The organism is Proteus sp. NMG38-2 (assembly GCF_020640995.1).
In the GTDB taxonomy this organism is placed as follows: domain Bacteria; phylum Pseudomonadota; class Gammaproteobacteria; order Enterobacterales; family Enterobacteriaceae; genus Proteus.
The window spans coordinates 1-13157 of sequence record NZ_CP085482.1; the positions used below are offsets into that span (position 1 = coordinate 1).

Consider the following 13157-nt stretch of genomic DNA (forward strand, 5'->3'; position numbering starts at 1 on the left):
ATGTACTGCACAGTCAAAGAGTTAATCGCGCACCTGTCCACAAAAAATCAATACGATGTTGTGCTTTCCAAGCTGTGGGATACTGAAGACATCCACCAAGTTTTGTCTGACAATGAGATGGAACCCATTTCTGAATATGAGGCACACAAGGCGCTTCAGCTGGTGGATCGAACTCATGATGCAAACATCGGCATTACATGGGATACGCTGCTCTGTGCAGTGGAGTCGCCACGAAACCTAACAGCTGAGCAATATGCGCTGGCTAATACCTGCTTTACCGTACCTCGCGAACTGTACTCCGTCTGTAACGAAGTGACGCTCCCAGCTGGGTCAATTACCGTGGAGTTTGATGCGTTTGAGCTCCGCTCAGCTATCGCCACGTCCAAACTTACCATTGCAAAAAAGCATGAGCTCGGTGGCTTTGTTAAATCAGTTTCCGGCAGCTGTGATACACCCGCATTCCACTGGAGTGTTTACGCAGAGTGCCGCAACGGAAAATGCTCGATCTGCTTGCAGGATAATTTCCAATCCAAAGAATATCGTTGGGTCGAAAAGAGCCTGCAATGAAATAGCGCTGTAACGCTTTCTACGATGCGATGTGGTACTCATCGCATCATTTCGCACAAAACATCGTAAAACTGCTGAGGATCGCCATGAGAGAGCCTCAGGGCATGAAAGGGTAACCAATGCTGACTGAACTTAAACTCCAAGATAATATTCGCTGTTTGAACGTAACGCTGAAATTTGACAAATCCGCGCTGATCGACGCTTTTGCTGTATTGGAAAGAAACCCGCAATTCCTCCATGTTGTCATCTATAGCGAAGCGACGTTCGACGACTTTGATGACTCGGATGAGAGTGTTGAAAACTGCATGAGCGACCCCGTTCTGGCGGTATGGCGATCTGGAGCGTGTATAACTTGGATAGACCGTGCCGATGACACTGAATTTCAGTGCGATTTGCCAAGCATCAGTGTACTGAACTCTACGAGGGATTACGCGTGACCAGTGAAGAAGCCATTAAGCATTTGAGACGCAGTATCTGGGACTTGTCAGGGCAAAAAGAAGCGCAGGCTGAGCGTGTGCTGGCTTACCTGAAAGTGCGTGTCAATCGCGCCAAGGGGCTGGTGGTGAATCCTATTAGCCCAAAGCCGATGACATTCATGCAAGCGATAAGACTGGGCTATATTCGGCAGCAAGGCAACTGGAAAGATGCGCCCTGGGTTTTCGATAACCGCATCATGCCCTCAGCTTCAGCTGCGTTAGATGAAGCTAACAGACAACTCAAAGCCCATTGGGCAGAATAGCCACCCAAACAAAAACCAGTACCTGTGTTGGGCGCTGGTTTTCACTTATCAACTTTTCAACAAGCTAGATCCTAATAATTAACCTAATTAGTTCCTAACAGATCCTAAAAGATCCCTGTCGCTCGCAGGCCGCTGGTGGCGTGGCCTACAGAGGATTGAGGTGAGTTTGAAAGGGAGGAAAGTGAGTTTGAAAGGGAAGAAAGTGAGTTTGGATGGGATTTGGGTGTGGTACAGTGGGAAACTCGGTGAGTCTGAAAGGGGAAAGCCGAGTTTTTATTCACAACCATGAGGGGTTATGGTTTGATGCAACAAAATTGTAGTAATAACATCCTGTTATTCAAGGATGCGATACCTGCTGACGAAAATTCGTCACACAGGAAACTCACAATAACAAACAGTTCGAGTGTTCAACCCGTCTCGTTATTGCGGCTTGGCGTGTTTACACCGAATATCCGATCGAAAGGAAAGGTTGGTAAGCCGTTGGACGCGAGCGAATCGCTCAGCTACCTGGAGTATGCCCGTAGTGAAGGCTACACCAACGTGGTGATCACCGGTCCACAGCTTAACTATTTCATTGATTTTCGTTGCTGGTTGGGGATTATCCATGCGTTTAGCGCATGTCCTGATGCTCTGCATGGAAATAAGATCAAGGTTAAATTCAGCGAGTTCTCGCAGTTCTGCGGGTATCCATCGAAGCGGCTAGATTCGAAATTGCGTAAGGAGATAGCCGACTCGTTAACTCGAATCAGGGCAAAGACCATCACATTCACAACGCCAGGTACCAAGAAGTTTTTGGTAACAGGCTTGCTGTTGAAGGCAGAATTTGATGTTGTCGATGATCTGGTTGTACTGGAAGCAGATGAGCGCCTTTGGGAGCTCTACAGCAATGACCACTTAAGTTTGTTACGACGCAAGCCGCTAATGGCACTGCCGAGAAATGAGACAGCCCAGGCGCTGTATACTTATTTCGAAGCGTTGCCACGACAGCCTGCGCCAATCCAAATGTCGAGGCTTCGTGAACGCTTGATGATGAATGGTAGGGTCGCAGACCAAAACCGTAAAATCACCGACGCTCTCAACGAACTGAATAGTATTGGCTATTTGCAATACGAGGTCATCAAGGCTGGACGGGACTCGGTCGTGCATGTTCACAACCGAAACCCGACGTTGGATTAAGCGAGTCATATCGGAAACCCGTCGAAAGGCGGGTTTTTTATTTGGTAAACAAAACGAATGAAAGAGTGAGTTTGAACGGGTAATTCTGATAGGAGTAAGCTTGAGAAAGGTGAGTTGTGGTGGGTATGCGTCCTGTCCAAAGTGAGTCGTAGCGGGTAACCTAGCGATAAAGTGTGTTATAGCGGGAACTGATCGGTTAAAAAGAGAACAAACTCAGGAGTTTTAGACAAGAAGCGGGCTGTAGGGACATAAAACAGGGTAAAAAATCAACATTATTCCCTTGCCATCCCATCCAATCACACCTTTTTCGTCAGGCCTTGATCAACAAGACTATATTTCCCGTTCAAACTCACCGAAACTAAGTATATATTTCCCGCTCAAACTCACTTTGGTGAGATTCGGGGCATGGTCTGAATGCAATAAAACAATAAAACTACCCGTTCAATCTCACCTTTTGACCTGGTGGCGAAAATTTCGTCACGGGCTTGGCTGGGGATACTATGGTATCAGGAGGAATTATGAATCAATTTGGTGAACAGCTGAAGCTGTACTCTGATCGCCAGCGCGATGAAAAAAAGCGGACGGCATTGGATGTTCAATACGTGCAGTCCGAAGGAAAAGAAGGTTTTCTGACGCTGAATATCTCGATGGCACCCATGACATTGGAAGGGCGCGATGTGCTCTGGGATCAGAAAATCACGATACAACTGTCCCGGTATGAATTGACCGCATTTTGCGGCGCTTTATTCGGGCTTGAAAAAGAAATGCGTGCTAAGTTCCACGGCGCGAACAAAAACAAAGGCTTTGTGGTAAATAACAATGGGTCAGTGGGTTGCGGCATGACGATCTCTGAAGCCGGGAATACAATGACATTCATGTTAGATCATGCTCGGCGAATAGAGTTGGGCGCTTTTGTACTGCGACGTCAAGCTGAAGCTTGGAAAATGTCAGCCAGTGATGTGTTGGCAATCATGCGTCAGTCGGTCAGTATCAAAAAACAGTGAGTTTGCTGAGGGGCAAACTTTCTGTTTGTGCTCCGTGGGGGAGCGATAAAAGGGGGTAAGTGTTGAAAAAGCCATTCCTGCTTCTGGCTGGTATGCTCATGTTGACAGCAGAGCTCCATGCCTCAGTCGATACATCCGATCAGCAACAGGACTCTCGCATTAATCAGATCGGTGCAAGCCCTGTGGAAACTCGGCCGTATTCTGAAATCAAACATCACGTCCATGATGGCCCGGTCGAATTATTCCTGGTTGAGGAAGTGACTTCCGTTGACCAGTCGCTGCACACCGTCGTTATTTACGACGGAAGCCGATACGAACTGAAAGGGCAGGTGGATTGGCTCAGTCCTGGAAAAGGCAACATGCCTCCTGGTGGCTGGGCATTCACTGTCTTCGCCTCTACAAAGGAAACATACGCTTGCTCGCCGGAGGTGGTGCAATCAGGCAACGGTTCATGTGTGCTGTTTGTGCCGAAAAATGAAGAAACACCGCTGTAAAGTCACAGCCCTGATTATCACAAATTTACAGACGATAATCAGGATGACGTTTCCACGGGCTGACAGGGAGGAAACCTAAAAGCCCATAAATTGAAGGTAGTCGGTATACCAGGATAATTATCCATTGTTGGGGTAACCGGCACGGCGACCGCCACCCGTAAGGGTTTTACAAACGAGTTGAGCATATGAAAATCATGATCAGGGTAATCGTATCTGTAGTGGCAATGGCCGTTTCCGCTCAGGTTGTTTCGGCAGAAATGCAATCGGTGAATTTTGTGGTGCCATCTTCAGTGGCAAATCAGGATCCGACCGGCGTAAAAAAATTACGCATGAATTTGGACCGGTTTTTTGTTAATTCTCTGGTCGAAGGGGAGCAGCAGCAACTGGTACAGCCGGTTTATTTTGAAGGGCCATATCGCTATTCACTGATCCGTGCCTTTGATGGCAATAACACCGTTATTCATCTGGCAGGCAGTAAACATGTTTTATCGGGTGTGTCGGGCAGGTTTACGCCTATGCAGGCGGGTAAAAAACTGGTGGCGTTACGTGACAGCGAAGACACCGTCTTGGTTTGTCAAGAGAGAGTGCTGCGGTTGAAGTTCGCTAAATGCTGGCAGGTTGTTCACAGTGATCTGCCGCTCGCAGTGATCCCAGAAGAAACCGAGTGAATGCATCGTAAAGTGGTCACTTTCGATCGCGCTACGTGAAATCCGAAGGAGTTTGCGGATGATTATGGCTGAATCGGTAGAATTACCGAGCTTGATTTCGTTGGGTATTACAGTTGCCAGTGCTGTGTTTTTTGTTTACTTCTGGAATAGGGATAGGCTGGGTTTTTTGTTGGTCCCGACGTTTTTTGTTTTTCTTTTGGCTTTGTCGGTCTTTTTGACTTGCTGTATGCTGCCAACTGTCAACACTGAAGACACGAAGCAAGCTAAGCATTATGCGACAGAATGCGTGTTGTTAGAAATGGGCATACCGACCCAGTTCGGCAGAATGAATAAACTGAAATGCCACGAGATCATCGAGCATGTTGGAACGGACTCTTACCAGTGGCATATGGCTCTGTACGAAAAGCTGAAGCAGAAAGAAAAGGTATAAAAAATCTGCGATCGGCGATCGGTGTGATATGCTGATGGCAACTGAAGTAGCGAGCGTGTCTGAGGGGACGCGCCGCGCGAGGGGTTCCCCCAGAGCGGGGTAGATTAAGCCACCAGCAAAATGCCGCACTAATCATGCGGCATTTTTGTTTCTAGCCATACATCACTTTAATGTAACTTCAGATCTGGAGTCATTCAGATATTTCAGGCATAAAGCTTTAAAGTCAGACTTCCATTCCTCAATTCGAAAATCATAGCGTTCTTGAAATGCACTTGTCTCTGTGTACATGGAGAACGCATAATTCTGATATAACTTTAGGGCAGTGACTGGCTGGTTAAGAGAGAAATATGCGTCGATGCATTCTTTCATCATCGGGTAGTTATGATTGGTTTTTGTGCCGCCGAAATTTAAGTCAAGCCCACCACTAGTGACTTTTTGAATAACAGGATCTGAGCTGAGCTCTGAAAAATCCATGCCTTGCTTCAAAAAATAAAGCACTTTGTCATGCGGTACTCCGAATCCCCAGTTCGACACATAAGAATTTAAGGCGGCTTTGATACTCAGAAGTCTATTTTTCGATTGTTGATATAAACCGGCTAAAGCGAGCCAGTATTCGCTGGATTCTGTGAATGAATTACAGGCCATTAGGCCGTAATGAATTGCATCCTCGATCTTTTGTTTTTCGCGAAAATGCTGTGATTGCTTAAACAAATTAACGGCAAGCAGGGGTTGTGTGCCCATTTCATCGAAAAGTCCAAAGTTTGCTCCTAGCCCTGTAATATCAAGGGCTACAGATAGTGTGTTATACGACAGTATTAACACTTGATACTATTACATTGAAAAATTAAAGGTTCTAATTTCCTCAGTAAGGAATTATCAATAAATAAAGATAGCGTTCGTTTAGATAATTCATAGGCCAATATATATGTTTTGACGAATGTATTTCCTTGGTATATCTTACACACATTAAATATAGGAGAAAGTATGGAACCACTACTGCTGTTTAAAATTTTAGCCGACCAAACCAGACTGGATATCGTGCTACTGCTAAAAGCATCTGGTGAACTGTGTGTTTGCGACATCTATACGGCCTTGAATTTATCGCAACCAAAGACTTCTCGACATCTAGCAATGCTTAGAGAGTCGGGTCTTTTGCTCGATTCAAAACATGGTAAATGGGTTCATTATCGATTATCTCCAGCATTACTACCGTGGGTGAAAAGTATCATTGATGTCACCTATGCCACAGAGAAAAATAGAGTTGCAGATTTACTCAAAAGCTTAGAGACAAAAGAACCTGCGAGTAGCTGTTCTATATAAAAATTTTTAAGTTAACATATTCGAAAAAACATATATAAGGTTGAGATATGAAAAAATTAGAAGTATTTGATCCCGCATTATGCTGTAGCACTGGTGTTTGCGGAACCGAAGTCGATCAAGCATTGGTAGACTTCGCAACAGATGTGGATTGGTTAAAAAAACAAGGGGCAAGTATAAGGCGTTTTAATTTAGCGCAAGAGCCTATGGAGTTCGTTAACAACACAAAAGCAAAAACATTTTTGGAAACCGCAGGCGCCGAGTCACTTCCACTATTGATTCTTGATGGTGAGATTGTGCTGACTGGTCGATACCCAAAACGACATGAGCTAGCAAGATGGTTTGGTATTCGGCCGAATATTGAAAAAGCCGAAATTGTTAAATCGTGTTGTGGTAATGGTAAAACGTGTTGTTAACAGGAGCAATAAAATGAAATTTTTAGATAACACACCTAATTATTTATTTTTTACTGGAAAAGGTGGTGTGGGTAAAACTTCTATTTCTTGTGCGACCGCAATTAAGTTGGCTGAAAAAGGGAAAAAAGTCTTACTGGTGAGCACTGATCCAGCTTCTAACGTTGGGCAAGTATTCTCTCAATCGATAGGCAACAATATTAAGCCAATAACATGGGTTCCAAATTTATTTGCTATTGAAATAGACCCTCAAGCTGCCGCTGAAGAATATCGAAACAAAATTATTAATCCAATCAAAGAAAGTTTACCTGAAGCGGTAATTCAAAGTATTACGGAACAGCTATCAGGTGCCTGTACCACAGAGATTGCAGCTTTCGATGAATTTACTGGGTTGTTAACCAATACCGAAATTACAAAGCAATTTGACTATATCATTTTTGATACCGCACCAACGGGGCATACCATCCGTTTATTACAACTCCCGAGTGCATGGAGTGATTTTATTACTGATAATCCTGATGGTGCGTCATGTTTAGGGCCAATGTCTGGTCTTGATAAACAACGTGAACAGTACAGCATGGCGGTGGAAGCGTTGAGTGATAAATCACTAACAAGGTTAGTATTAGTTGCACGACCTCAATCAGCGGCATTGAGAGAGGTTGCGAGAACCTATAGCGAGTTGTCATCTCTGGGTATCAGAAATCAGCAATTAATTGTCAATGGTGTTTTCCCTGAAACGGCGGTGACTGAAAATGATAAGTTATCCCATGCGCTCTACTCTCGTGAACAAGCGGCATTAGAGTCTATGCCTGAAGCACTACGCTCGTTACCTGTCGATATTCTTTATTTACAAAATATCAATATGGTGGGTGTCGATGCACTGAAGCAGTTGTTATCTAATGAGATGCCACAAATTCCAACTATTACTCCGACAAAACAACCTATTTCTTTACCTACCTTGTCAGAACTGGTTGGCGAAATATCTCAGCAACAGCATGGGCTGATTATGTTAATGGGCAAAGGTGGTGTAGGGAAAACAACGATTGCGGCATCAATTGCAGTTAAATTGGCAGAAAAAGGGCTTGATGTACATCTGACCACATCTGATCCAGCTGCGCATATTGAATCAACCCTCAATGGTGTTTTACCCAATCTTCAAGTTAGCCGAATTGACCCTATCGCTGAAACTGAGCGTTATCGTAATTATGTCTTAGAAACCAAAGGGAAAGATTTAGATGAAGAGGGGCGTGCATTACTAGAGGAAGATTTACGCTCTCCATGCACAGAAGAAATAGCGGTATTTCAGGCATTTTCTCGCATCATTAGAGACGCGGGTAAACGTTTTGTCGTCATGGATACTGCGCCGACTGGACATACATTATTACTTCTAGATGCAACAGGGGCATACCATAAAGAAATTGCTAAAAAAATGGGCGAAAAAGGCCACTATTTAACACCGATGATGCAATTACAAGATCCTGAACGCACCAAAGTTATTATTACGACACTCGCTGAAACTACGCCTGTGCTTGAGGCGGAGAACTTACAAAATGATTTAATACGGGCAGATATACATCCGTGGGCGTGGGTGATCAATAACAGTCTATCTATCACGGAAACAACATCACCATTGTTACTTTCAAGAGCAGAACAGGAAGTCGCTCAGATTGAAAAGGTGACATCAACATTGGCAAAACGTGTTGCTATTGTTCCTTTGCTTGAAACAGAGCCTGTGGGGATATCTGCATTAAGTCAGCTCGCAGAATAAGTTTTATTTTCTAAAAATAAAAGGTGCGGAAAAGCACCTTTTCATGAGGTTTTTATGTTTATTGCCGCATTCATTTTTATTTTAACGATCACCTTTGTTATTTGGCAGCCCAAAGGACTGGGTATTGGCTGGAGTGCTACGGCAGGGGCCGTTTTAGCCCTTATTTTTGGCGTCATTAGCTTTCAAGATATTCCGATAGTTTGGAATATTGTGTGGAATGCCACAGCGACATTTGTTGCAGTCATTATTATCAGCCTACTTTTAGATGAAAGTGGTTTCTTTGAATGGGCGGCATTACATGTTGCCAAGTGGGGCGGGGGTAAAGGAAGACTGTTATTCAGCTATATTGTGTTACTTGGTGCAACGGTGGCTGCTTTATTTGCCAACGATGGTGCGGCATTGATATTAACGCCCATTGTGATTGCAATGTTACTTGCGCTTGGTTTCAATAAAGGCACGACGTTAGCCTTTGTCATGGCGGCAGGGTTTATCGCAGATACAGCAAGCTTGCCGCTGATTGTCTCGAACCTCGTTAATATTGTTTCTGCGGATTTCTTTAATATTGGATTTACTGAATATGCATCGATTATGGTGCCAGTAGATATTGCAGCAATTGTTGCAACACTCGTGATGTTGCATTGGTTTTTCCGTAAAGATATTCCTAAACAATATGATGTAACCAAACTGAGTGAACCGACTTTAGCCATTAAGGATATGACTACCTTTAAAGCGGGTTGGTTAGTACTGGTGTTATTACTGGTTGGTTTTTTTGTTTTAGAGCCTTTGGGGATTCCGGTTAGTGCGATTGCCGCTATTGGCGCCTTAATTCTTTGGGTGATTGCAGCCAGAGGCCAAACGATTAATACCAAAAAAGTCTTACGTGGTGCACCGTGGCAAATCGTCATTTTCTCTTTAGGTATGTATTTGGTTGTTTATGGTTTAAGAAATGCAGGGTTAACCGATTATCTTTCTGAAACGCTCAATTACCTTGCGGATAAAGGGTTATGGGTAGCAACAATTGGTACGGGATTTATCACTGCATTTTTATCCTCAATAATGAATAACATGCCAACGGTATTAATTGGTGCGCTATCTATTGAAGGGAGTGACGCGACGGGGTTAATCCAACAAGCAATGGTTTATGCCAATGTGATTGGTGCCGATTTGGGGCCTAAAATCACACCAATAGGGAGTTTGGCGACATTGTTGTGGCTTCATGTTTTATCACAAAAGAACATGACCATTACATGGGGATATTATTTCAAAACAGGGATTATCATGACGATCCCGGTGCTCATAGTCACACTTGTTGCGCTAGTGCTCCGACTTTCACTATTAAATTAAAGGTAACCCAATGAATGATATCACCATCTACCATAACCCCAATTGCGGTACTTCGCGCAATACCCTTGCAATGATCCGCAATAGTGGTGTTGAGCCAACGATTATTTACTATCTTGACACGCCGCCGACTAAGGATGTGTTAGTAAAACTTATTGCCGATATGAAAATCACGGTAAGGGCATTACTGCGAAAAAATGTTGAACCATATGAGCAATTAAATTTAGAACAAGATAACTATACAAATGACCAACTCATTGATTTTATGTTGCAGTACCCGATTCTGATTAATCGGCCGATTGTCGTCACTCCACTAGGCGTAAAGTTGTGCCGGCCTTCTGAAGTGGTATTAGATATTTTACCAAATAGGCAACAAAGTGATTTTATCAAAGAAGATGGTGAGGTTGTGATTGATAAGCAAGGTAAATAAGCGGGGAACTGTTTATAGGCTAATCGATTTATATTGAATGCTTGTTTCTATACGGAAAAATTAAGCTGAGCTGAGTTAATCACATTTATATAAATGTGATTCTGAGTCATTGATGAAATTCCGCCAAGAGTGGCGATTGCATCGATATTAAGTTGAATGATTAGCTATCACTGAGCGCCAAATATTGACCGGAGAGTCACTATTAAAATAGCTATCTCCGGTTTGCTTATCGTAACAAAATCGCAGTTTTTATCATGTTGAAGGCCACTTAAGCTGTATGCCTTCAACGCTTTTGTGCTGTTATCCTTTAACCCCACCTGCGGTTAAGCCATTAACTAGCCAACGTTGTGCGAGTAAAAAGACGACAGTGATTGGAATGGCGGAAAGTACCGCGGCAGCCGCGAAGTCGCCCCATAAGTAGTTCTGTGGGTTGAGATATTGTTGCATTCCGACAGCGAGCGTATAGCTTTCAACATCACGCAATAATAATGAAGCAACGGGAACCTCTGTGATCGCAGCAATAAACGATAAAATAAACACGACGGCTAAAATGGGAACGGATAACGGGAGCAAGACTAATCTAAAGGCTTGCCACGGTGTTGCGCCATCTAAAGCGGCGGCTTCTTCCAGTGAGCCATCGATAGTTTCAAAATAGCCTTTAATCGTCCAAACGTGTAAAGCAATACCGCCCAAATAAGCAAAGATAACGCCACCGTGGGTATTCAAACCAATGATGGGGATGTATTGCCCTAGGCGATCAAATAGGGCATATAAAGCCACAAGAGAGAGTACGGCAGGGAACATTTGGAAAATTAACATTCCCTTTAATATTGTAGACTTACCTTTAAATTTCATGCGTGCGAAAGCATAAGCGCAGGAGGTTGATAGGGTGACGATACCAATCGCGGTAACACCTGCCACCTTTACGGAGTTCCACAGCCATAATAAAACGGGAAAAGGCGGTGGAGTGACTCTACCATCAGCATGTTCAATGCTAAAGCCAAGAGCCAGACGCCAGTGATCCCAAGAGATATGTTCAGGAATTAAACTCCCTGTTGCAAAGTTGCCGGGGCGTAATGAAATCGCGACCACCATTAGAAGTGGAAACATAATGGCAGCGATAAAAACCAGTAAAAATAAATGTGTAAATGCAATGCGCCATTTCTGTGATTTAGCTTGTACCATCGACATAGTTTGGCTTCTCCGTTAATCAAATTTCATGCGGGTTGCTTTAAGGTTAATAATGGCTAAGACACCAACAATTAAGAATATCAACGTGGCAATAGCTGCGGCTAAACCAAATTCTTGCCCACCACCGCCTTCAAAAGCAATCCGATAAGTGTAGCTTACCAGTAAGTCTGTATAACCCGCAGGGGTTGTTGTTCCGATGCGATCTGGACCACCATTCGTCAGTAGTTGAATGAGGACAAAGTTATTAAAGTTAAAGGCAAAACTGGCAATCATTAATGGGGTTAGTGGTTTAAGTAATAAGGGCAGCGTAATGTAAAAGAAATTTTGCAAAGGCCCCGCACCATCCATTGCTGATGCTTCGTATAAATCCTCTGGTATGGCTTTAAGTAACCCCATGCATAAAATCATCATATAAGGGTAGCCCAACCATGTATTGACGATAATAATCATTAATCTTGCAGTATTTGGGTCACTAAACCAGTCTGGTTTTATACCAAACAAGGTGCTCAATACCATGTTGATTTCACCAAAACTTTGATTAAATAACCCTTTGAATATCAAGATGGAAATGAACGCAGGAACGGCATAAGGTAAAATGAGTAGCAGCCTGTAGATTGCTTTCCCTTTAAGTTGCTCCCATTGAATTAGGCAGGCTAACACCATGCCAACCGCGACAGTTAAAACGACGGTCAGTACGGAAAAAACAATGGTCCATAGGAAAATCGCAATAAAGGGTTTTTGAATACCTTCATCCGTAAATACGCGAGCGAAGTTGTCCCAATTAACGGTGACCGTATAGCCAGGAGTAAGGCGTTCGCCTGTCCATTCACCTAAATTATTAATTGCTTCATAATAACCAACTTCATTATTTGGTCGATAAACAACCCCAGTTTTATTATTTGTTAGCAAGCCATCTGCCGCTAAGGTGTATAACGGGTTTGTACTGGAAAATTGGCGTAGAGAGCTAATCACTAATTTAGCACCATTAGGCATCACCGCAGTGATATCAGCCAGTTTTTGCCTGTTTTGCGTGACCGTTCGCAGTGTTGCGCGTTCACCTTCTGGCACTTTTGGCGTTTCTTCTAGCGAAATTTGTTGTTTACCATCTAACGAAAAAGGGGCGGAGCTGAATAATTGCTCACCATCTTTAAGCACGAGCTGCCATTGGTTATCTCGTTGATATAAATTGAAATTTAATGCTTTTCCTGTTTGAAATGACCTATCTAATAGGACTTCTTGTGCTCGCTCAAAGGTGAGTTGGTTGGTGCTGCTATAGTTGGTAAACGCGATGGCGATTGTGGCAACTAATGGGAAAAGCACAAATAAGGCCATTCCAGCCAAGCCTGGGTATACATAGCGCCATGCATAGGTTTTACGATTAGCATAAATATATAACCCCACGGAGCACAATGTTAGGGTTAAAATGGCAAACAGGTATTCCCCTTGTGCATACATTAAAACCACAAGGTAGCAGGATAATAAGCCAAGTAGGCTAACAAGAGACCATTTGACCAAATGGTTCTGCCACCAATGAGGTCGTTTTACGACATCCATGAAGTTGTTCCTCGACAATGGAATGCTTGATGACCCCGCTAAACCTTAACGGGGTCGTTAGGCAA

Annotated in this window: 16 protein-coding genes; 13 read left to right on the forward strand and 3 right to left on the reverse strand. The window is 43.6% G+C overall.

Annotated features, from left to right (window positions below):
* The 8 genes from LG402_RS20630 (at nt 1) to LG402_RS20665 (ending at nt 5078) form a co-directional block, all read left to right on the forward strand.
* Entirely contained in the window at nt 1–567 is a 567-nt protein-coding gene (locus tag LG402_RS20630) for a hypothetical protein (RefSeq protein WP_227336992.1), read from the forward strand.
* A 119-nt stretch (nt 568–686) separates the two neighbouring features.
* Nucleotides 687–1004: a hypothetical protein gene (locus tag LG402_RS20635; protein WP_042847040.1), complete on the forward strand. Its 318-nt coding sequence runs from the start codon at nt 687–689 to the stop codon at nt 1002–1004.
* Nucleotides 1001–1306 (forward strand): hypothetical protein, encoded by a 306-nt coding sequence (locus tag LG402_RS20640; RefSeq protein WP_052219360.1) that lies wholly within the window; start codon nt 1001–1003, stop codon nt 1304–1306. The genes LG402_RS20635 and LG402_RS20640 overlap by 4 nt, the downstream gene beginning before the upstream one ends.
* A 303-nt stretch (nt 1307–1609) precedes the next feature.
* Nucleotides 1610–2482, forward strand: coding sequence for a RepB family plasmid replication initiator protein (locus LG402_RS20645; protein WP_052219406.1), 873 nt, complete (start codon nt 1610–1612; stop codon nt 2480–2482).
* A gap of 518 nt (nt 2483–3000) precedes the next feature.
* Nucleotides 3001–3486 carry a hypothetical protein gene (locus LG402_RS20650; RefSeq protein ID WP_226617273.1) on the forward strand — a complete coding sequence of 162 codons (486 nt, stop codon included), beginning with the start codon at nt 3001–3003 and terminating at the stop codon, nt 3484–3486.
* Nucleotides 3487–3548: 62 nt separating this feature from the next.
* A complete protein-coding gene (locus LG402_RS20655) occupies nt 3549–3980 on the forward strand; it encodes a hypothetical protein (RefSeq protein WP_144138807.1) in 432 nt (143 codons plus the stop codon).
* A 185-nt stretch (nt 3981–4165) separates the two neighbouring features.
* Nucleotides 4166–4648: a hypothetical protein gene (locus tag LG402_RS20660; protein WP_042847038.1), complete on the forward strand. Its 483-nt coding sequence runs from the start codon at nt 4166–4168 to the stop codon at nt 4646–4648.
* A gap of 58 nt (nt 4649–4706) precedes the next feature.
* A complete protein-coding gene (locus tag LG402_RS20665; protein WP_042847037.1) occupies nt 4707–5078 on the forward strand; it encodes a hypothetical protein in 372 nt (123 codons plus the stop codon).
* Nucleotides 5079–5240: 162 nt separating this feature from the next.
* Here LG402_RS20665 and LG402_RS20670 read toward each other — a convergent pair whose 3' ends face one another.
* Nucleotides 5241–5819 (reverse strand): hypothetical protein, encoded by a 579-nt coding sequence (locus tag LG402_RS20670; protein WP_042847036.1) that lies wholly within the window; start codon nt 5817–5819, stop codon nt 5241–5243.
* A gap of 243 nt (nt 5820–6062) precedes the next feature.
* Between LG402_RS20670 and LG402_RS20675 the strand changes: the two genes are divergently transcribed.
* The 5 genes from LG402_RS20675 to arsC are packed head-to-tail and all read left to right on the forward strand — an operon-like array spanning nt 6063 to nt 10347.
* Nucleotides 6063–6398, forward strand: a complete 336-nt coding sequence (locus LG402_RS20675; protein ID WP_042847035.1) for a metalloregulator ArsR/SmtB family transcription factor — start codon at nt 6063–6065, stop codon at nt 6396–6398.
* 47 nt (nt 6399–6445) lie between these two features.
* Nucleotides 6446–6811, forward strand: a complete 366-nt coding sequence (gene arsD / locus LG402_RS20680) for an arsenite efflux transporter metallochaperone ArsD (protein WP_042847034.1) — start codon at nt 6446–6448, stop codon at nt 6809–6811.
* Nucleotides 6812–6824: 13 nt separating this feature from the next.
* Nucleotides 6825–8576: an arsenical pump-driving ATPase gene (gene arsA, locus LG402_RS20685; protein ID WP_191901270.1), complete on the forward strand. Its 1752-nt coding sequence runs from the start codon at nt 6825–6827 to the stop codon at nt 8574–8576.
* A 54-nt stretch (nt 8577–8630) separates the two neighbouring features.
* Entirely contained in the window at nt 8631–9920 is a 1290-nt protein-coding gene (locus LG402_RS20690; RefSeq protein WP_166267946.1) for an arsenic transporter, read from the forward strand.
* Between the two features lie 10 nt (nt 9921–9930).
* On the forward strand, nt 9931–10347 hold the full coding sequence (arsC, locus tag LG402_RS20695) for a glutaredoxin-dependent arsenate reductase (protein ID WP_094963199.1): 417 nt from the start codon (nt 9931–9933) through the stop codon (nt 10345–10347).
* Nucleotides 10348–10647: 300 nt separating this feature from the next.
* Here arsC and malG read toward each other — a convergent pair whose 3' ends face one another.
* Both malG and malF read right to left on the reverse strand, forming a co-directional pair.
* Nucleotides 10648–11538, reverse strand: coding sequence for a maltose ABC transporter permease MalG (malG, locus tag LG402_RS20700; protein WP_227336993.1), 891 nt, complete (start codon nt 11536–11538; stop codon nt 10648–10650).
* Nucleotides 11539–11553: 15 nt separating this feature from the next.
* Nucleotides 11554–13092: a maltose ABC transporter permease MalF gene (gene malF / locus LG402_RS20705; protein ID WP_094963197.1), complete on the reverse strand. Its 1539-nt coding sequence runs from the start codon at nt 13090–13092 to the stop codon at nt 11554–11556.
* Nucleotides 13093–13157: the final 65 nt, after the last annotated feature.